The organism is Bradyrhizobium sp. USDA 4451 (assembly GCF_054822585.1).
Genome location: NZ_JBTRCH010000001.1, coordinates 6,485,662 through 6,505,021 on the forward strand (window position 1 = coordinate 6,485,662; position 19,360 = coordinate 6,505,021).

The window sequence follows — 19,360 nt, forward strand, 5'->3', positions numbered from 1 at the left end:
AGGATCACGTGAACAGGGAGAAACCTATGGGCCGCCTCGAAGGCAAATCCGTCATCATCACCGGCGCCGGCAGCGGCATCGGCCGCGCGGCGTCGCTGCTGTTCACCAGGGAAGGTGCCAAGCTGATCGCGGTCGATCGCAGCGACGGCGTCAACGAAACCGCAAAACTGGTGCGCGACGCCGGCGGCACCATTGAGGCCGTCACCGCCGATGCCGGATCGGAGAGCGACGTGAAGGCCTTCATCGAGAAGGCGGTCTCGACATACGGCAAGCTCGATGCGATCTGGGCCAATGCCGGCGTGAGCGGCGGCCTCGTGCCGCTCGCCGACCAGACGCCGGAACATTGGCAGGAAGTGCTGCGCGTCAATCTGATCGGCCCGTTCCTCGCGATCAAGCATTCGATCCCGCACATGACCAGGCAGGGCCATGGCTCGATCGTCTGCACGGCCTCGGTCGCGGGCCTGAAGTCCGGCGCCAGCGGACATCCCTATGGCGCGAGCAAGGCCGGCGTCATCAGCCTGGTGCAGACCACCGCCTACTCGCTCTCCGGCACCGGCGTGCGCATCAATGCGATCTGCCCCGGCCTGATCGAAACCGGCATGACCAAGCCGGTGTTCGACCGCGCCAAGGAGCGCGGCACCCAGGACAAGATCGGCCAGCTCAATCCGCTGAAGCGCCCCGGCCAGCCGCACGAGCTCGCCGCGATGGGATTGTTCCTGGCAAGCGACGAAGCATCCTACGTCAACGGCCAAGCGATTCCGGTCGACGGCGGCCTCACCGCCTCGATGCCGTATACGGGCAAGCCGATCTAGCAGGGGTGCTCTCCGTTCGCGGTGCCGATTCCGGATCACGCGACAGCGGCGCCTACCACCGTCGTCCCGGCCGAGTGCGCAATTGCGCACGGGGGCCGGGACCCATAACCACCGCATTCCGTTGTGAACGAGATTTGTGGCCCCGGCGTCGCCCAACAATGCGCATTTGGGGTAACGGGTCCCGGTCTTCGCCGGGACGACGATGAAGATCAGTCTCGATTCAATTGCCACGCTTTCGGTGTCATCACCCGGCTTGACCGGGTGATCCAGTATTCCAGAGACGGCGGTGCTTGAGCCGAGAAGCCGCGGCGTACTGGATCGCCCGGTCGAGCCGGGCGATGACAGTAGTGGTGGGGATATAGCTTCGCGTTCTCGCGACATGAATTGCCCGAGCTTTGCATTTCGTTCCGCCCTCTTCTCGAAGAGGGCGCAGGGAAAGCCGGGTGCCGATCGCACCCATGGGCCCCGAGCAATGGGGTAGAAAGCACGGGGGTAGGACCACAGGTGTAACCGGAGCAATCCGGCTTTCCCTGCGCGATGGCTTACGGCTTATACGTGCTCTCCCCGGCGAGACTTGGCTTTGTTGTCACCGTCTTCACAACGCGCATTTGCGCAATCGGAAGAGACACCTACCGCTAGGGCGTCAGGCCTGCACGATTTCGCCGTCCGCCTTGCGTGCTCTCGTCAGGCCACGCGCAGCGTCCACCGCATCTCGACCCGCGTTCGTGACGACCGCGAAGCGCCCCTCGTGTCGGGTGAGACGGGTACACCATACACCGAGTTGTCATTACGATAAACCGAATTATTTTTGCTGGGCAGGATTGACAGGTTTTGCTGAGTTGCCCGTCGTGTCGAATGAGCAACACCGGTCCGGCTTCGCAGGTCTGTCGCTATCGCCGCGCAACGCCCCCGGTCCCGGCCCGGATATTGCTTGGACCCGGCAGGCAAACCAGCTGTTATACTTCGCTGGCAAGATCGCCGTCGCAATTCCCAACACACTCCCGGCAAACGAACAGGCAATGCAAAATCCACGTTCCGACCGTATCCGCAAGCTATTGGCCGACCTCGTCGCCTTCGACACCATCAGTGACCGCAGCAACCTGCCTCTGATCGACTACATCGAGCGCTATCTCGCCGCGCTTGGCGTCGGCAGCCAGCGCATTGTCGACGACACCGGACAGAAGTCCTCGCTGTGGGTGACGATCGGCCCCGATGACAAGGCCGGGCTTGCTCTATCGGGGCATACCGACGTCGTGCCGGTCGCGGGACAGGACTGGAGCCACGACCCGTTCGAACTGGTCGAGCGCGACGGCCGGCTGTACGGCCGCGGCACCACCGACATGAAGGGCTTTGTCGCGGTGTGTCTCGCGATGGTGCCGGAAATGCTCGCGACCGACCTGAAGACGCCGATCAATCTTGCGATCTCCTATGACGAGGAGATCGGCTGCGTCGGCGTGCGGCCGATGCTGCGCGAGGTCGCGCGCAAGCCGATCCGGCCGCTCGGCTGCTTCGTCGGCGAGCCGACCCAGATGCAGGTGATCATCGGGCACAAGGGCAAGCACGGCGTGCGCGCCACCTTCCGCGGGCTCGCGCGACACTCCTCGATCGCGCCCGACGGCGTCAACGCCATCGAGTACGCGGCCGACCTGATCGCCGAGATCCGCCGCCGCGCCGGGCAGCTTGCCGCGAAGCGCGAGCGCGACAGTCTCTACGACGTGCCGCACTCCACGCTGCTGACCAGCGTCGTGCATGGTGGCGCCGCGCTGAACATCGTGCCCGATCACTGCACGGTGGATTTCGAATGCCGCGGCATCGGGATCACCGAGTCGCGCGAGGTCACCGATGCGATCGTCGCCTGGGCGAAGGCCGAGATCGAACCGAAGATGCGCGCGCGGCATCCGGATTGCGGCATCGACTTCGAGGAGATCCTCGATTACCCCGCGCTCGACACCGCGGCCGACGCGCCGATCGTCACTCTCGCCAAGCAGTTTGCCGGCCGCAACGACCACGCCAAGGTCGCCTTCGGCACCGAGGCCAGCCTGTTCGTGAGCATGGCCGACGTGCCGTCGGTGGTGGTCGGCCCCGGCTCGATCGCGCAGGCGCATACGCCGGATGAGTTCGTCGAGATGTCGCAGCTCGAGGCCTGCGGAGATTTCGTCGCCAGGCTGATTGCGCATTGCGCGAAGTGAGGCTGGACGTGTAGGGCGGATTAGTCTTACTGCGTCATAATTCTGCCTCCGCCGTCATTGCGAGGAGCGAAAGCGACGAAGCAATCCATCCAACCGCGTTTGCGGACCGATGGATTGCTTCGCTTCGCTCGCAATGAGGGCTAGATTCGTTCACGGCCTCTCAGAATCGGCCGAAAGCAGCGCATGTGACGCAGTATTCGCCCTACAAATTCCCTACAACCCATCCGGCGGCAGGCCCGGTCCCGTTGCGGCGGGGCGGAGCTTGTCGCGCTTGCGCTCGCGGTAGAAGGCATAGAGGCCGGAGGCCACGATGATCGCGGCGCCGGCTAGCATCGCACCGTCGGGCTTATGGCCGAAGGCGAGATAGCCGGTCAGCATCGCCCATGGCAGCGCGGTGTAACGGAACGGCGCCACCGCCGAGATGTCGCCCGTGCGCAGCGACACGATGATGCACTGATAACCGATCAGGATCAGGACCGCGGCGAGTGTGAGCAGGCCGAGCGCCTGGCCGGACGGCGCCTTCCAGCCGCCGAGCGGCACCAGTACGGCGGCGCCGGCCGTCGTCACCGTCACTGTCGTAAGCAGCGTGATGAACACGGTCGGCAATTGCTTCGGGATGCGGCGGGTGGCGAGATCGCGCACCGCGCAGAAGCCGACCGAGGCCAGCGCCAGCAGCGACGCCTGGCTGAAGCCTTCCGCGCCGGGACGGACGATCACCAGCACGCCGATGAAGCCGGCCGCGATCGCAAGCCAACGCCGCCAGCCGACCGGCTCGCCGAACACCAGCGCCGCGCCGAGCGTGATCACGAGCGGCAGCGCCTGGAAGATCGCCGATGCGTTGGCGAGCGGGATCTGCGCGATCGCCGAGAGATAGGTCAGCGTGCCGCCGATCTCGCCGAGCACGCGCAGGCCGACCGGCCAGATCAGCAGCGCGCTGAAGCTACGCAGCGCATCGCGGTACCAGGCGAGCGCCGCCACCAGCACCATCGCGACCAGGCCGCGGACCAGCAGGATCTCCCCGATATTGAGCTCCGCCGCCACCGCCTTGGTGATGGTGTCGTTGACCGTGAAGCTGGCCATGGCCGCAGCCATGAACAGGCTGCCGCGTAGATTCGAAGAGAGGGGCAAAACGAAAATGTCCGATCAGGACCAGGCGGGAAATATCGATCGGACTGAATTGCCAAAGCGGCGCAGCGAACTCAAGTCACAGATGACTACAGTGTGGAAACATGCCGCAGCCCGCAACAGCGGCGCGCCCCCTGTGGATCGCGCCGCTTTGTCGGATCAGACCGCGCCGGCCTTCTGCGCGTATTCCCATGACGCCTTCGACAGCGGCACGGTGCGCGCGGCCGATTCGAGGGCCTTGGCATTCGCGGCGGTGCCGTCGCGGACGCGGCCCGCGATGCCCTGCGTGATGCCGGCGAGGCGGAACAGATTATAGGAGAAGTACCAGTTGAGATCCGGCACGGCCATGCCGGTGACGTTGCAGTAGATCTGCGCGGCCTCGTCCTGGCTCGGGATGTTCAACGCCTTGAGATCGGCATTGGCGAGGCCCGGCATGGTCCACTGCATCAACAGATAGGTGAAGTCGGCCATGGGATCGCCGAGCGTCGACAATTCCCAGTCCAGCACCGCCTGCACCCGCGGCTCGGTGGCATGGAAGATCATGTTGTCGAGGCGATAATCGCCGTGCACGACCGAGACCCGCTTCTGCTCGGGCACCGTCTTCGGCAGCCACTCGGCGAGCTTCTCGAATTCCGGAATGTGCTGCGTCTCGGACGCGCGGTACTGCTTGGTCCAGCGGTCGACCTGGCGCGCAAAATAATTACCGGGCTTGCCGAAATCGCCGAGGCCGATCTTCTCGGGATCGAGGATGTGCAGCCTGGCCAGCGTCTCGATCTTGCTGGTGAAGATTTGCCGGCGCGCGTCCGGCTGCTGGCTCGGCAGCGTCGGATCCCAGAACACCCGCCCCTCCTCCATCGACATGATGTAGAAGGCCGAACCGATCACCGCATCGTCGGTGCACAGCGCGTAGGCTTTGGCGACCGGGAAATTCTGCTTGCCGAGCGCCGCGATGACGCGGAACTCGCGATCCACCGCATGAGCCGACGGCAACAGTTTACCGAACGGCCGGCGGCGCATCACATAGTTGCGGCCGGCGGTTTCGAGCTTGTAGGTCGGGTTGGACTGGCCACCCTTGAACTGCAGGACCTTGAGCGGACCCTGATAGCCCTCGACGTGCTGCTTCATCCAGGCATCGAGGTTCGCCTCGTTGACGCGATGGCGCTCCTCGACTTCCCGTGTTCCGGAAAATTCCTCGTCTTTCCTGACGCCGTCCGCCACGATGACGCTCCCTCAACTCAGTTTTTATGGAGCGCCCTGCGGCGCTCCCTCGTTTTATGGAGCGCCGTGCGGCGCTCCCGCGATCAGGCTGGCACGCCAGCCTGATTGCTTTTCATTCTGAGCACGATGTGCGCGCGAACGCCATGCGTTCCGCATCATGCTCAATGTGACGTGTTTGCATACTTCCGAACTTCGAGCCTGGCAATGGCGCGATTATGCACCTCGTCCGGACCGTCGGCGAGACGGAGCGTGCGGATGTGGGCATAGGCGCGCGCGAGCCCGGCGTCGTCGGAGACGCCGCCGCCGCCGAACGCCTGGATCGCCTGGTCGATGATCTTCAGCGCCATGTTGGGCGCTGCGACCTTGATCATCGCGATCTCGGCCTGCGCGGTCTTGTTGCCGACCTTGTCCATCATGTCGGCGGCCTTGAGGCAGAGCAGACGGTTCATCTCGATGTCGGTGCGGGCCTCGCCGATGCGCTGCTCCCAGACCGAATGCTCGATGATCTTCTTGCCGAACGCGGTGCGCGAGGCGAGCCGCTTCACCATTTTCTCCAGCGCCTCCTCGGCCTGGCCGATGGTGCGCATGCAGTGATGGATGCGGCCCGGGCCGAGACGGCCCTGCGCGATCTCGAAGCCGCGGCCCTCGCCGAGCAGGATGTTCTCCTTCGGCACGCGGACGTTCTCCAGCAGCACCTGGGCATGGCCGTGCGGCGCGTCGTCGAAGCCGAACACCGGCAGCATCTTCTCGACCTTGATGCCGGGGGTATCGAGCGGCACCAGGATCTGCGACTGCTGCTGATGCTTGGCGGCGTTGAAGTCGGTCTTGCCCATCAGGATCGCGATCTTGCAACGGGGATCGCCGACGCCCGACGACCACCATTTGCGGCCGTTGATGACGTAGTGATCGCCGTCCTTCTCGATCCGGGTCTCGATGTTGGTGGCGTCGGAGGACGCCACCGCCGGCTCGGTCATCAGGAAGGCGGAGCGGATCTCGCCGTCCATCAGCGGGCGCAGCCATTTGCGCTTCTGCTCCTTGGTGCCGTAGCGGATGAACACTTCCATGTTGCCGGTATCGGGTGCCGAGCAGTTGAACACTTCCGAGGCCCAGGAGATGTGGCCCATCTCTTCCGACAGCAGCGCGTATTCGAGATTGGTCAGTCCCGCGCCGTGGAATTCGTCATCCTCATGCGAGGACGGCGGCATGAACATGTTCCAGAGCCCTTCGGCCTTGGCCTTCTTCTTCAGATCCTCGAGGACCGGGATCACCTTCCAGCGCGGGCCCTCGGCGTCCTGCTTCTCATAGATCGGCACCGCCGGGCGGACGTGCGTTTTCATGAAAGCCTGAACGCGCTCCAGCCATTCCTTCTGCTTGGGCGACATCGTGAAATCCATGGGACGCTCCTCGTTTCCTAGACTTGGGCCGTTTGGGTCTTGGCCTTTTGAACAACATTGTCCGCCCCGCCCCCGCGGCTCGCAAGGGCGTTCGCGGACGGATGGCGCTGGTGTGCCGGAATGACGCCCGCGATCAGCGGATTGACATTTCCGGCTCTTCAAACGATAGTTTCATACAAATGTTTGAAATGCAACTCCCTGTCGTCTTCGTCGTTCCGGCGCATCGCGCCGCGGAATAACGGAAAGGCTCTCAGCCATGGCCAGCGATCACACCCGATCCGCCATTCTCGCCGCCGCCGAACGGCTCTATGCCGATCGCGGCTTCGGCGACGTCACGCTGCGCGACATCGTCGCGGAGGCGAACGTCAACCTCGCGGCGGTGAATTATCATTTCGGCTCCAAGGACGAATTGATCGCGGAGCTGTTCGTCACCCGCAGCATCCAGACCAACCGCGAACGCCTCAATGAATTGAAGGCGGCGGAAGAAGCGGGTGGCGGCCGCGCCGCGATCGAGGACATCATGCGCGCGCTGGTCGGCCCCACTCTGCGCGGCTGCCTCGGGCCGGACCGCGAGGGCTCGACCGCAGCACGCTTCATGATCCGCGCCTCGATCGAATCGGTGCCGCCGATCCGCCGCATCAAGAACCGCGAGGTCGATCATTTGCGCAAATTCGCCGCCGCGATGCGCCGCGCGATGCCGGGCCGTGACGATACCGAATTGTATTGGGGCCTGCACTTCGCGCTCGCGATGGCGCACCACACCATCCGCGAGAAGGAACGCCTGCTGCGGCTGTCGGAAGGCAAATGCGATCTCGACGACGTCCGCGCCATCGTCGATCGGGTGGTCACGGTATCGGTGATGGCGCTGACGATGGGCGACGCGCCGAGCAAGCCGGCCGCGCGGCCGGTGCTGGTGCACGGCCGGCTGACGCGGCAGGATCTGTAAGGCTTCGCGCTATACCATCGCGATGCAGTCGATCTCGATGTCGAACGGCCCGGTCCATTCCGGGATGCAGACGAAGATCCGCGCCGGCAGCTCGTCGGCGAAATATCTGCGGTAGATCGCGTTGAAGGTCGCGAAGTGTTTTGCCGAGGTGCAGAAGATATTGCACTTCATCACATTGTCGAACGTGGCGCCGGCCGCCGCAAGGCACTGTTTGAGCTGCTCCATGACGAGCTCGCTCTGCCGCTCGATCGATGCGCCGGCCGCGATCTCGCCGGTTGCCGGATCGAACGGTGGCAGGCCGGAGACGAACACCATGTTGCCGGCGCGGGTGACCGCGGACGCCGGCGCCTTCCAGCGCTCCAGCCAGCTCGAGATCGGTTCGACGCGGATCACTTCCCGTTTCATGATTGGCACCTGCGATGAGGGATCGATGGCGCCAATCTAGCAGGCTGGTGTCAATGATGCTTCGATACAGGTCGAAGTGTGCTGAACCCGATTGCTCTATCACCGTCATCCTGAGGAGGCCGCGCAGCGGCCGTCTCGAAGGATCGACGGCCACCAGCCGGGCCGCGCATCCTTCGAGACGCGCTACGCGCTCCTCAGGATGACAGTCTGAGAAATTGTAGTGAGCGGCCCCCCACGTCATCGTGCTGGCGAAAGCCAGGACGACACTGAATACATTCACACTCTCTCAGGATGACGGGAAAACTGCAGCGCGCGCGGTTTCGAATCCTACTCCTACAAAATCCCCTGCGCCTTCAGGCCTTCGACCTTGGCCTCGTCATAGCCGATGGTCGCCAGCACGTCCTTGGTGTCGGCGCCGAGCAGCGGCGGGGCGCGGTAGTCGGTGATCGGGGTGCCCGAGAAGGTCAGCGCGTTGCGGATCAGCGACAGGTTCGGCTCGAACGGATGGTCGACCTTCACCCGCATGCCGCGCGACTGCACGTGTGGATCGCTGAACACCTGCTCGAAGTTGTTGATCGGGCCGGACGGCACGCCGGCCTCCTCGAGCTTCTCCAGCCAATAGGCCACCGGCTGCTTCAGGAACAGGCCGGCGAAGATCGCCATGATCTCCTTGCCGTGCACGACGCGGTCGTTGTTCTTGACGAAGCGCTTGTCGTTGGCGAGCTCGGGTTCGCCGAGCACCGCGCAGGTGCGCTGGAACTGGCCGTCATTGCCGACCACCAGCATCAGCTCGCCGTCGGTGCAGCGGAACACGCCGGCCGGCATGCCGCCATTGCCCCAGGTGCCGCGGCGCGGCGGCATGTTGCCGTTGACGAGGTAGATCTGGAGCCAGTGCGACAACGAGGCGATCACGGTGTCGAACAGGCAGACGTCGACATGCTGCCCTTCGCCGTTGTTGGCGTCGCGATGGTAGAGCGCCGACAGAATCCCGATCGAGGTGTTCATGCCGGTCATGTAGTCGACGATCGAGGGGCCGACCTTCATCGGGCCCGCGCCGGGCTCGCCGTCGATATGGCCGGTCACGCTCATCAGCCCGCCCATCGCCTGCAGGATCGCGTCATAGCCGGCACGCGTGGCGTACGGCCCGGTCTGGCCGAAGCCGGTGACCGAGCAATAGATGATGCCGGGGTTGATCTGCTTGATGGTGTCGTAGTCGAGGCCGTAGCGCTTGAGGTCGCCGACCTTGTAGTTCTCCATCATCACGTCGACCGACTTGGCGAGCTCGCGGATGATCGCCTGCCCTTCGGGCTTGGCGATGTTGACGGTGACGGACTTCTTGTTGCGGTTGGCGCAGAGGTAGAACGAGTTGTTGTTGTTCGCCTTGCCCTCGGGGTCTTTGAGATAGGGCGGGCCAAAGGCGCGAGCGTCGTCGCCGCCGCCGGGCCGCTCGATCTTGATCACCTCGGCGCCGAGATCCGCCAGCATCTGGGCCGACAGCGGGCCCGCGAGCACCCGCGTCAGGTCGAGAACTTTGATGCCCGAGAGTGGCAGAGCCGACATGAAGCATTCCTCCGATTTCTTGCTCAATCTTGATTGTCCGGCGCCGGACCGGGCCCTGCCCGTGTTCGCGGCCGCCAGCGCTTGCCGATACACCATTTTGCTGTCGCGAGCACTGCATTGTCGGCATGAAGCCATCCCCGGGCGGCCTATGTGCGGCGCACCGGCCGGAACCGGCCCTGCCCCGTCCTGCCGCCACGCGAAATTGTGAAGATCGCCGACACCGATTTGTCTCAGCGCCGGCGCTATCCTGCCGCGACGAGGAGGAGGACGCGATGCGGACGATCATGACGGTTGGACTGCTGACATTGGTTGCGGCCGCGATGCCGCCCGCCGAGGCGCGCGGCGGCCACGGCCATGGCGGCGGCCACAGCCACGGCATGCATGCCGGCGGCGGCAGTCGCGGCGGCGGATTTGCCGACGACAAGCGCCATGGCAACGATGCCTATACCAAGGCAGCCTCCGACGAGGAGGACCGCCTGCTCAACAGCAAGCTGAAGAGCATCTGCCGCGGCTGTTAGCGCATGATCCGGAAAAGTGCGAAGCGGTTTTCCGAAGAGATCATGCTCTCGTGCTTCGTACCGGCAGCGGAAATCAGGACGCGATCGCCTGCCGCGGTTGCGCGGTGGCCCCGATCAGCTTGCCGATCTCGGGCTTGCAGCCACCGCAATTGGTGCCGGCCTTCAGGCAGCGGCCGATCGCCTCGACGCTGGCGGCGCCCTTCTTGATCTCGGCTGTGATCTGGTGCCGCCCGACGCTGAAGCAGGAGCAGACGATCGGGCCGACATCCTCGCCCGCGCCGAACGGCCGTCCCGCCAGCAGCGACATCCGCGCATTGGCCGAGAGCTGCTGTTCGGCAAACAGCCCGGTCAGCCAGGCCCGCGACGGCAGCGCGTGATCGGGCGCGATGAAGACGCAGCCCTCGAGCCGGCCGTCGCGCACTGCCGCGTAACGGAAGCGTCCCGCCGCGGGATCGCGATAGGCGATCCATTCGATCTCGACGCCGTCGAGGCCGAGCTGCGCCCTTGCCCAGTCGCGCCAGCTCTCCGGGCGGGCATCTAGCGCGAGCTCCAGCCGCGTGCCATCGCCGGCCTTGCCGTAGACCCAGTAGCCTGACGCCGGACGCTTGATCGCACCGCGGCTCAGGATGAAGGCGTGCCATTGCGGCGCGTAGGGATCGGCCTTGACCGGCGTGTGCTTGGACTCCGGCTGGCCGGACAAGGGATCGACCGCCGGATTGACCAGCGCATTGACGCGGCCCTCGCCGGCAAACTCCTCGTTCCAGTGCATCGGCACGAACACGCAGCCGCGGCGCTGGTCGGCGCTGACCACGACGCGCGCGATCATCTCGCCCCAGCTGCTGGTCAGCCGCACCAGCCCTTCGTTCTGCAGGCCGGCCTGGCGTGCATCATCGGGATGGAATTCGGCATAGGGCTCGAAGATATGCGACAGCAGCCGTCCGGTTTTCCCGGTCCGGGTCATGGTGTGCCACTGGTCTCTGATACGACCGGTGTTGAGCACCAGCGGAAAGTCGCGGCTGGTGGCGTTGCGCGCCGCGCGCGGCGCGACCGGCACGAACCGCGCCTTGCGGTCGGGCGTGAAGAATTGCTGGCTCTCGAACATCCGCGGCGTGCCGGAAGGATGCTCCGACGTCACCGGCCACTGCACCGGCGCCAGCACGTCATAGCCGTCGTCGTCGAGCCCAGCCAGCGCCGAGATGTCGAAATCGCGCTTGCCGTTGTTCTCGAAGCCCGAGAGTTCGGCGTGCTCGCGGAACACCTCGGCGGCCGACGCGTAGCCGAAGCCGGAATATCCCATGCGTTGCGCAACGTCGCAGATGATGCGCCAGTCGGCGCGCGCCTCGCCCGGCGCCGCCAGGAACGGCCGCTGCCGCGAGATCCGCCGCTCGGAATTGGTGACGGTGCCGTCCTTCTCGCCCCACGCCAGCGCCGGCAACAGCACGTCGGCAAGCCGCGTGGTGTCGGTATCGCGCATGCAATCCGTCACCACGACGAGCTCGCAGGCCTCGAGCGCGGCCCGCGCGCGGTCGGCATCGGGCAGGCTCACCACCGGATTGGTCGAGATGATCCACACCGCCTTGATGCGGCCGTCGGCGATCGCGTCGAACATGTCGACCGCCTTCAGCCCGCCCTTCTCGGCGATCACGGGCGCGCGCCAGAACCGTTGCACCAGCTCGCGATGCGAGGGATTCTCGAGCTCCATATGCGCGGCGAGCTGGTTGGCGAGCCCGCCGACCTCGCGGCCGCCCATCGCATTGGGCTGCCCGGTCAGTGAGAACGGCCCCATGCCGGGACGGCCGATGCGCCCCGTCAGGAGATGGCAGTTGATGATGGCGTTGACCTTGTCGACACCGCTCGATGACTGGTTGATGCCTTGCGAATACAGCGTGACGACGCGCTCGGTCTTGGTGAACCAGTCGAAGAACAATCCGACTGCGCCTTCGGTCAGGCCGCAGGTCGCAGCGGTCTGCGCCAGGCTCTGCCCGCCGACCTGCTTGAGCGCATCGACGATCCCGGTCGTGCAATTGCCGACAAAGGCGCGATCGACCGCATTGCTGCCGGCCAGAAAGGCGAACAGCCCGTTGAACAGCACGGAATCGCTGCCCGAGCGCAGCGGCAGGTGCAGATCGGCGCCCTCGCAGGTCGCGGTGCGGCGCGGATCGATCACCACGATCTTGCACGCCGGGTTCTTCTCCTTGGCCGCCAGCATGCGCTGGTGCAGGATCGGATGGCACCAGGCGGCGTTGGAGCCGACCAGCACCAGAAGCTCGGCCTGTTCGAGATCCTCGTAGCAGCCCGGCACGGTATCGCTGCCGAACGCGCGCTTGTGACCGGCGACGCTGGAGGCCATGCACAGCCGCGAATTGGTGTCGATATTGGCGGTGCCGACAAAACCCTTGGCGAGCTTGTTGATGACGTAATAGTCCTCGGTCAGGAGCTGGCCGGAGACATAGAACGCGACCGCGTCGGGCCCGTGCTCGCGGATGATCCGGCTAAAGCCGCCGGCGACGCGATCGAGCGCGTCGTCCCACGCCGCCGGCGCGCCATCCACCATTGGTTCGAGCAAGCGCCCGTCGAGATCGATGGTCTCGGCGAGCGCCGAGCCCTTGCTGCAGAGCCGGCCGAAATTGGCCGGATGCTCCTTGTCGCCTTCGACCCGGACGTTGCCCGCCGCGTCCTTTGACGCGATGACGCCACAGCCGACACCGCAATAGGGACACGTGGTCTTGACCGGCATTGCCGCTTCGTTCCCTGACCGCTCAGCTCACCGCAGCCGCCTGCCGCACCGCCAGCCAGACCACGCCGTTCTCGACCTTGGCCGGATGGGTATGCGTGCAGCCCTCGTCGGGCGCGACCGCCTGGCCAGTGGCCAGCTCGATGACGAAATTATGCAGCGGACAGGTCACGCGCTTGTTGTGCACGATGCCCTGCGACAGCGGCCCGCCCTTGTGCGGGCAGCGGTCGTCGAGCGCGAACACCTCGTCGCTCTCGGTGCGGAACACCGCGATGTTGCCGCCAGGGGTGCGCACCACGCGCGAGCCGAGCCGCGGAATGTCGTCGAGCGCGCCGATTTCGATCCAGCTGGTCATGCGAGCTCCAATTCGGCGAGAGGCGCGAACTCGTTGCGGTCGACGCCGTGGCTGGCGCGCTCGGCCCACGGATCGGTCTGCGCGAACTGCTGCGAATAAGCGAAACGGGCGAACAGCGCCTTGCGGTTCGCGACGTCGTCGACCACCCGCTTCCGGATCTGCTCGAGACCGACGCGGTCGCACCATTTGTACATGCGCTCGAGATACCAACCCTCCTCGCGATAAAGCTGGGTCAGCGCCACGATCACCTCGAGCGTCTCGTCCTCGGTCTCGACCTTGGTCAGGTACTCGGTGCCCTTGATGTGCAGGCCGGCGGCGCCGGCGAAATGGATCTCGTAGCCGGAATCGACGCAGACCACGCCGACGTCCTTGCAGGTCGCTTCCGCACAGTTGCGCGGGCAGCCGGAGACGCCGAGCTTGACCTTGGCCGGGGTCCAGGAGCCCCACATGAATTTCTCGAGTTTGACGCCGAGACCGGTGGAATCCTGGGTGCCGAAGCGGCACCATTCGGAGCCGACGCAGGTCTTCACCGTGCGCAGGCCCTTGGCGTAGGCGTGGCCCGACACCATGCCGGCGTCGTTGAGATCGGCCCACACCGCCGGCAGGTCCTCCTTCTTGACGCCGAGCAAATCGATGCGCTGGCCGCCGGTGACCTTCACGGTCGGGATGTTGAACTTCTCGGCGACATCGGCGATGGCGCGCAGCTCGCTCGGCGTGGTGACGCCGCCCCACATCCGCGGCACCACCGAATAGGTGCCGTCCTTCTGGATGTTGGCGTGGACGCGCTCGTTGATGAAGCGCGACTGCTGGTCGTCGCGATATTCGCCGGGCCAGGTCGCGAGCAGATAGTAGTTCAGCGCCGGACGGCAGGAATGGCAGCCGTTCAGGGTCTTCCACTCCATGAAGCGCATCACGGCCGGAATAGTCTTAAGCTGCTGCTCGACGATGACGCGGCGGACGTCGTCATGGCTGTGATCGGTGCATTTGCACAGCGGCTTGACCTTCGGCGCCGCCGAATAGTCGCCGCCGAGCGTGAACGCCAGCACCTGCTCGACCAGGCCGGTGCAGGAACCGCAGGATGACGACGCCTTGGTATGGGCGCGGACGTCGTCGAGCGTGAACAGCTTCTTCTCCGAGATCGCCTTGACGATCGCGCCCTTGCAGACGCCGTTGCAGCCGCCAGATCTCGGTCTCGTCGCTCATCGCGGCGACCGAGTTCTGGCCGCTGACGCCGCCGTCGCCGAGATTGGCGGCGCCGAACACCAGGCGCTCGCGCATATGCGAGACGTCGGTGCCGTCGCGCAGATGCTGGAAGTACCAGGGACCGTCGATGGTGTCGCCGTAGAGCACCGCGCCGACGATCTTCTTGTCCTTCAGGATGATGCGCTTGTAGACGCCGCGGTTGGCGTCCTGCAGCACGATCTCCTCCTTGTCCGGCCCCGGCGCGAAGTCGCCGGCCGAGAACAGGTCGATGCCGGTGACCTTCAGCTTGGTCGAGGTGACCGAGCCGTCATAGGTGGCAAAGCCCTTCATCGCGAGATGGTTGGCGCAGACCTTGGCCTGCTCGAACAGCGGCGCCACCAGGCCGTAGACCTGGCGGCGATGCTGCACGCATTCGCCGACCGCGTAGATGCGGCCGTCATAGGTCTGCATGGTGTCGGAGACGACGATGCCGCGCTCGCAGTAGAGCCCGGCCTTCTTGGCGAGCTCGAAATTCGGGCGGATGCCGACCGCCATCACCACGAGATCGGCCGCTAGCTCGGTGCCGTCGCCGAAGCGCACGCCGGTGACGCGCTCCTCGCCCAGGATCGCCTGGGTCTGCGCCGGCATCTTGAACACCATGCCGCGCTCTTCCAGCGACTTGCGCAGGAGGCCGCCGGCGACCGGATCGAGCTGGCGCTCCATCAGGGTGTCGAGCAGATGCACGACCGTGACGTTCATGCCGCGCTTCATCAGCCCATTGGCGGCTTCGAGGCCGAGCAGGCCGCCGCCGATCACGACCGCGTTGCGATAGTCGGTCGAGGCCTTGATCATGCGATCGACATCATAGATGTCGCGGAAGCCGATCACGCCCGGCAGGTCCTTGCCGGGCAGCGGCAGCATGATCGGATTCGAGCCGGTCGCGATCAGCAGCCGGTCATAGGGCACGCGATCGCCGGCGTCGGTGACGACTTCGCAGGTCCGGCGATCGATCATCGAGATCGTCTCGCCCTTGCGCAGCGTGATGTTGTTGTCCTCGTACCAGTCGACGGTATTGAGCATGATGTCGTCGACGGTCTTCTCGCCGGCGAGCACCGGCGACAGCAGGATGCGGTTGTAGTTGCCGTAGGGCTCGGAGCCGAACACGGTGATGTCGTAGAGATCGGGCGCGCGTTCGAGCAGCGCCTCCACCGTGCGGATGCCGGCCATCCCGTTGCCGATCACCACGAGCTTCTGCTTGGTCACTTTGTCGAGCATGGTCTGCCTTTCAATTCCGACGACGGTGCTCAGCGACGCGGCGCGCGTCGTCGATCGACACCGATCAGGTTTGGAGTTGTTAGGAAGCCCAGCCGCGGGCGCAGACCGTCCTCAATGACGATCGATGTTCCGTTATTGACTGATATTCAAAACGCGTGCCAGTTCGCGGCGGACGAATCTCGCCGCAAAATCAATGGGTTTCTGGCGACCTCGAATCTGGCCGGCCGCGCGGCGCGACCGCAGCTGGCCGATTTTTTAGCCACGCCGATGATCTCTTGTGCAGCACAGCATCTGCGGCCGTGGTGACGATCGCGAACCCGCGATCGATGTGCCATCGCGCGCTCATGGCGCATCGCACAAGAAAGCATCAAGGTGCGCGTTTGCGCGGCGGCCCTTGCTGCGAGCCACGCCAATCGCGCGCACCGAACGCGCTCCGCGATCTCTTTGCAACGTCTTGCGACTGCAAGGCAAAGCGACGCGATCGATTCGATGGCACGGTAATTGCTGACCTCTGTTGTTGACGGAGTGCGTCTCAACGACGAGCGCACTCGTGCATTCACCCACATTCGATTTTATCTGCGCCCGGGATGGCCGCTGTTCAGCGGCTGCCTCTGCCGCATCACCGCGAGACGTGTGCGATGAAGCTAGCCGAGTTCAAGAAGGCAGGTCACTGGCCGACCCTGCTCGCTGCGTTCCTGTATTTCGACATCAGTTTCATGGCGTGGGTCGCGCTCGGGCCGCTGATCGTCTACATCGCACGCGACATGAATCTGGCGGTGAACGAGAAGTTCACCTTGGTCGCGATTCCCGTGCTCGCCGGCGCGCTGTTGCGGGTGCCGATGGGCATTCTCGCCGACATCATCGGCGCCAAGCGCACCGGCATCATCGCCCAGCTCATCGTGATCGCAGCGACCGCGTCGGTCTGGCATTTCGGATTGACCAGCAAGCTCGCGATCGAGCTGTTCGGGCTTGCGCTCGGCGTCGGCGGCGCCTCGTTTGCGGTCGCCCTGCCCCAGGCGAGCCGCTGGTATCCGCCGCAATATCAGGGCGTGGTGATGGGGATCGCCGGTGCCGGCAACATGGGCGTCGTGCTCGACACGCTGCTGGCCCCGAGCATCGCCGAACATTGGGGCTGGCAGGCCGTGTTCGGCTGCCTGTTGATTCCGATGCTGATGGTGCTTGCCTATTATGCGGTCGCGGCCAAGGACGCGCCGGGCGAGCGCAAGCCGATCTCGCTGAAGGCCTATGGTGCGCTGCTGAAGGATTCCGACAGCCGCTGGTTCATGTTCTTCTACTTCATCACCTTCGGCGGCTTCGTCGGCCTCGCCAACGCGTTGCCGCTGTATTTCACCGTGCAGTATCACGTCTCGGGCGTGGCGGCCGGCATGCTGGTCGCGCTGATCGTCGCGTTCGGTTCGGGCTTTCGCCCGGTCGGCGGCATGATCGCGGACCGCATCGGCGGCATTCGTTCACTGTCGATCCTGTTCGGCGTCGTGGTCGCCGCCTATCTGGTGATCGCCTTCATGCCGGAGGGCCCGACCGCGCCGACGCAGGCCGGCTGGGCGCTGACCGAGCTGCCGCGGATCGCCTGGGTCTCGGTGCTGTTGTTCTCGATCGGCGTGCTGGCGCTCGGCATGGGCAATGGCGCGGTGTTCCAGCTGATCCCGTTGCGCTTCCGCCACGAGATCGGCCTGATGACCGGGCTGGTCGGCTGCGCCGGCGGCGTCGGCGGCTTCTTCCTGGCGCAGACGCTCGGTTACGCCAAGGGCATGACCGGCGGGTTCGGCGCCGGCTTCCTGTTCTTCGGCGCCCTGGCGTTGCTTGGCTTCATCGGACTTGCCATGGTCAAGGTCCGCTGGCGCACCACCTGGGGCGCGGTGTCGGGAGCGCGCGTCTGATCGCTCGCTCTGGAGAGGACGGGCCCGGACGTGGCATTGCAGCGCGACCTGCAAAGGGATCTCGGCGTTCGCTTCGGCTTTGCCAGCGAGACCGGCAGGCGCGCCGCCAATGAGGATTACGTCGCGGCCTGCCTCGGCCAGCCGGGCACACTGCATCGCGACGTGGTCGCCGCGGTCGCCGACGGCGTCGGCGGCCACAAGGGCGGACGCGAGGCTGCGGAGGTCGCGGTCCGCAGCTTCATCGACGCCTATTATTCGCTGCCGGAGACGCTCGGCGTCCGCCGCCGTGCCGCGCGGGCGCTGGAAGCCGCCAACAGCTGGATCTACGGCCAGGGCCGCGTCGATGCCGCGCGCAGCGGCATGGCCTGCGCGTTCTCCTCGATCATCCTGTCGCGGCGGCAATGCCATGTGATCCATATCGGCGACACCCGCGCCTATCGTCTGAGCGAGGGGCGGCTAGAACGCCTGACCCAGGATCACATCGCCGGCCGCGGCGACCTCGCCCACATGCTGAGCCGCGCCATCGGCTTCGAGGAATTCGCCCGCTTCGACACCACCTCGGTCGGACTTCGGCAACATGACCGTCTCCTGATCTGCAGCGACGGCGTTCATGGCGCGATCGGCGATCCCCGCCTCCAGCAGCTGCTCGAGGAGCGCACGCCGCCGGACGAATCGGCGCGCAGTATCGTCGATGCCGCGCTCGCGGCCGGCAGCAGCGACAACACGACGGCGCTGGTGCTCGACGTCGTCGACCTGCCGCCGGCGGATCGCGACGACCTCACCCACGCGATCGCGACGCTGCCGATCCTCGACCTGCCGGAGAGCGGCGAGGTGATCGACGATTTTGCGCTCGGCGACGTGCTGTCCGACGGGCGCTACAGCCGCCTATTCAAGGCCGTCGACACGCGCGCCGGCCGCGAGGTGGTGCTGAAATTTCCGCATCCGCGGGTCGCAAGCGAAGGCTCCTATCGCCTCGCCTTCGTGCGCGAGGCCTGGGTTGCCGCGCGCGTGCGCAGCCTGTGGATCGGCGAGATCATCGAGGTGCCGGCGGAGCGCCAGACCAGGCTCTATTCGGCGATGCCGCTCTATGAGGGCGAGACGCTGGAGCAGCGGCTCAGCCGCGCGCCGCGGCTGTCGCTGACCGAGGGTATCGCGATCGCAACCAAGCTGGTGCGCGCGGTGACGGCGCTGCACCGCGCCGGCATCATCCATCGCGACATCAAGCCGGACAATGTGATCCTGCTGAAAGACGGCGGGTTGCGCCTGGTCGACCTCGGCGTCGCGCGCGTGCCGCTCTTGGAGGATTTTCCCACCGAGGACATTCCGGGCACCGCAAGCTACATGGCGCCCGAGCTGTTCGGCGGCAAGGCCGGCGACGAGGCGTCGGATCTGTTCGCGCTCGGCGTCACGGTGTATCGCATGTTCACCGCGAACTATCCGTTCGGCGAGATCGAGCCGTTCTCGCGGCCGCGGTTCGGCAAGCCGGCACCGCTGTCACGCTACCGGCCGGACCTGCCGGCCTGGCTCGATGCCGTGATCGGCAAGGCGCTCAGCGTCGAGCCCGCGCAACGCTTCGGCGACGCCATCGAGTTCGCGCATGAGCTGGAAACCGGCGCGACCTGGGCCGGCCCCGCCGTCGCCACCCGCAAATCGCTGCACGACCGCGATCCCGTGACGTTCTGGAAGGTGCTGTGCGCGATCCTGGCGCTGATCGTCGTGGTGCTGCTGGCGCGGCATTAGGCTTCCGTC

Annotated in this window: 14 protein-coding genes and 1 pseudogene; 7 read left to right on the forward strand and 8 right to left on the reverse strand. The window is 65.6% G+C overall.

The annotated features are described in order from the left end of the window. Positions 1–26 precede the first annotated feature (26 nt). On the forward strand, positions 27–812 hold the full coding sequence (locus ACVMB0_RS30185; protein ID WP_456754177.1) for an SDR family NAD(P)-dependent oxidoreductase: 786 nt from the start codon (positions 27–29) through the stop codon (positions 810–812). A gap of 1,019 nt (positions 813–1,831) precedes the next feature. Continuing rightward, on the forward strand, positions 1,832–3,001 hold the full coding sequence (gene argE / locus ACVMB0_RS30190; RefSeq protein ID WP_456754176.1) for an acetylornithine deacetylase: 1,170 nt from the start codon (positions 1,832–1,834) through the stop codon (positions 2,999–3,001). A gap of 213 nt (positions 3,002–3,214) precedes the next feature. Here the strand turns inward: argE and ACVMB0_RS30195 are convergent, their stop codons facing one another. The 3 genes from ACVMB0_RS30195 to ACVMB0_RS30205 form a co-directional block, all read right to left on the reverse strand. Further along, the gene (locus tag ACVMB0_RS30195) at positions 3,215–4,129 is read right to left on the reverse strand and encodes a DMT family transporter (RefSeq protein ID WP_456754175.1); all 915 of its coding nucleotides are present in this window, start codon (positions 4,127–4,129) and stop codon (positions 3,215–3,217) included. A gap of 156 nt (positions 4,130–4,285) precedes the next feature. Further along, positions 4,286–5,344 carry a phosphotransferase family protein gene (locus tag ACVMB0_RS30200; protein WP_461348552.1) on the reverse strand — a complete coding sequence of 353 codons (1,059 nt, stop codon included), beginning with the start codon at positions 5,342–5,344 and terminating at the stop codon, positions 4,286–4,288. Positions 5,345–5,505: 161 nt separating this feature from the next. Next, positions 5,506–6,738, reverse strand: coding sequence for an acyl-CoA dehydrogenase family protein (locus ACVMB0_RS30205; protein ID WP_456754173.1), 1,233 nt, complete (start codon positions 6,736–6,738; stop codon positions 5,506–5,508). 256 nt (positions 6,739–6,994) lie between these two features. On the opposite strand from ACVMB0_RS30205, the gene ACVMB0_RS30210 reads away from it, so the two are divergent. Then, positions 6,995–7,684 (forward strand): TetR/AcrR family transcriptional regulator, encoded by a 690-nt coding sequence (locus ACVMB0_RS30210; RefSeq protein WP_456797928.1) that lies wholly within the window; start codon positions 6,995–6,997, stop codon positions 7,682–7,684. Between the two features lie 9 nt (positions 7,685–7,693). On the opposite strand, the gene ACVMB0_RS30215 is transcribed toward ACVMB0_RS30210, so the two are convergent. Both ACVMB0_RS30215 and ACVMB0_RS30220 read right to left on the reverse strand, forming a co-directional pair. Next, on the reverse strand, positions 7,694–8,089 hold the full coding sequence (locus ACVMB0_RS30215; protein ID WP_461348553.1) for a Rid family hydrolase: 396 nt from the start codon (positions 8,087–8,089) through the stop codon (positions 7,694–7,696). Between the two features lie 333 nt (positions 8,090–8,422). Then, entirely contained in the window at positions 8,423–9,649 is a 1,227-nt protein-coding gene (locus tag ACVMB0_RS30220) for a CaiB/BaiF CoA transferase family protein (RefSeq protein ID WP_456754171.1), read from the reverse strand. Between the two features lie 272 nt (positions 9,650–9,921). On the opposite strand from ACVMB0_RS30220, the gene ACVMB0_RS30225 reads away from it, so the two are divergent. Then, positions 9,922–10,167 carry a hypothetical protein gene (locus ACVMB0_RS30225; RefSeq protein ID WP_456754170.1) on the forward strand — a complete coding sequence of 82 codons (246 nt, stop codon included), beginning with the start codon at positions 9,922–9,924 and terminating at the stop codon, positions 10,165–10,167. A 73-nt stretch (positions 10,168–10,240) separates the two neighbouring features. Here the strand turns inward: ACVMB0_RS30225 and ACVMB0_RS30230 are convergent, their stop codons facing one another. From ACVMB0_RS30230 to nirB, 3 genes and pseudogenes are all read right to left on the reverse strand, one after another. Next, positions 10,241–12,904: a nitrate reductase gene (locus ACVMB0_RS30230; protein WP_461348554.1), complete on the reverse strand. Its 2,664-nt coding sequence runs from the start codon at positions 12,902–12,904 to the stop codon at positions 10,241–10,243. 22 nt (positions 12,905–12,926) lie between these two features. Next, positions 12,927–13,256: a nitrite reductase small subunit NirD gene (gene nirD, locus ACVMB0_RS30235; RefSeq protein ID WP_456754168.1), complete on the reverse strand. Its 330-nt coding sequence runs from the start codon at positions 13,254–13,256 to the stop codon at positions 12,927–12,929. Continuing rightward, positions 13,253–15,713: pseudogene (gene nirB / locus ACVMB0_RS30240) on the reverse strand (nitrite reductase large subunit NirB). Before nirB ends, nirD begins: the two are co-directional and overlap by 4 nt. A gap of 114 nt (positions 15,714–15,827) precedes the next feature. Between nirB and ACVMB0_RS30245 the strand changes: the two are divergent. From ACVMB0_RS30245 to ACVMB0_RS30255, 3 genes are all read left to right on the forward strand, one after another. Beyond that, entirely contained in the window at positions 15,828–16,019 is a 192-nt protein-coding gene (locus tag ACVMB0_RS30245; RefSeq protein ID WP_461348555.1) for a hypothetical protein, read from the forward strand. Between the two features lie 332 nt (positions 16,020–16,351). After that, on the forward strand, positions 16,352–17,611 hold the full coding sequence (locus tag ACVMB0_RS30250; RefSeq protein WP_461348556.1) for an MFS transporter: 1,260 nt from the start codon (positions 16,352–16,354) through the stop codon (positions 17,609–17,611). Between the two features lie 30 nt (positions 17,612–17,641). Further along, entirely contained in the window at positions 17,642–19,351 is a 1,710-nt protein-coding gene (locus tag ACVMB0_RS30255; protein ID WP_461348557.1) for a protein kinase domain-containing protein, read from the forward strand. The last annotated feature ends 9 nt before the right edge of the window (positions 19,352–19,360 follow it).

What these genes read in the sequence shown, in the direction of transcription:
- ACVMB0_RS30185 (WP_456754177.1), top strand. Translation starts at nt 27, where the DNA reads ATGGGCCGCCTCGAAGGCAAATCCGTCATCATCACCGGCGCCGGCAGC.
- argE (WP_456754176.1), top strand. Translation starts at nt 1,832, where the DNA reads ATGCAAAATCCACGTTCCGACCGTATCCGCAAGCTATTGGCCGACCTC.
- ACVMB0_RS30205 (WP_456754173.1), bottom strand. Translation starts at nt 6,738, where the DNA reads ATGGATTTCACGATGTCGCCCAAGCAGAAGGAATGGCTGGAGCGCGTT.
- ACVMB0_RS30210 (WP_456797928.1), top strand. Translation starts at nt 6,995, where the DNA reads ATGGCCAGCGATCACACCCGATCCGCCATTCTCGCCGCCGCCGAACGG.
- ACVMB0_RS30215 (WP_461348553.1), bottom strand. Translation starts at nt 8,089, where the DNA reads ATGAAACGGGAAGTGATCCGCGTCGAACCGATCTCGAGCTGGCTGGAG.
- ACVMB0_RS30220 (WP_456754171.1), bottom strand. Translation starts at nt 9,649, where the DNA reads ATGTCGGCTCTGCCACTCTCGGGCATCAAAGTTCTCGACCTGACGCGG.
- ACVMB0_RS30225 (WP_456754170.1), top strand. Translation starts at nt 9,922, where the DNA reads ATGCGGACGATCATGACGGTTGGACTGCTGACATTGGTTGCGGCCGCG.
- ACVMB0_RS30230 (WP_461348554.1), bottom strand. Translation starts at nt 12,904, where the DNA reads ATGCCGGTCAAGACCACGTGTCCCTATTGCGGTGTCGGCTGTGGCGTC.
- nirD (WP_456754168.1), bottom strand. Translation starts at nt 13,256, where the DNA reads ATGACCAGCTGGATCGAAATCGGCGCGCTCGACGACATTCCGCGGCTC.
- ACVMB0_RS30245 (WP_461348555.1), top strand. Translation starts at nt 15,828, where the DNA reads ATGACGATCGATGTTCCGTTATTGACTGATATTCAAAACGCGTGCCAG.
- ACVMB0_RS30250 (WP_461348556.1), top strand. Translation starts at nt 16,352, where the DNA reads ATGAAGCTAGCCGAGTTCAAGAAGGCAGGTCACTGGCCGACCCTGCTC.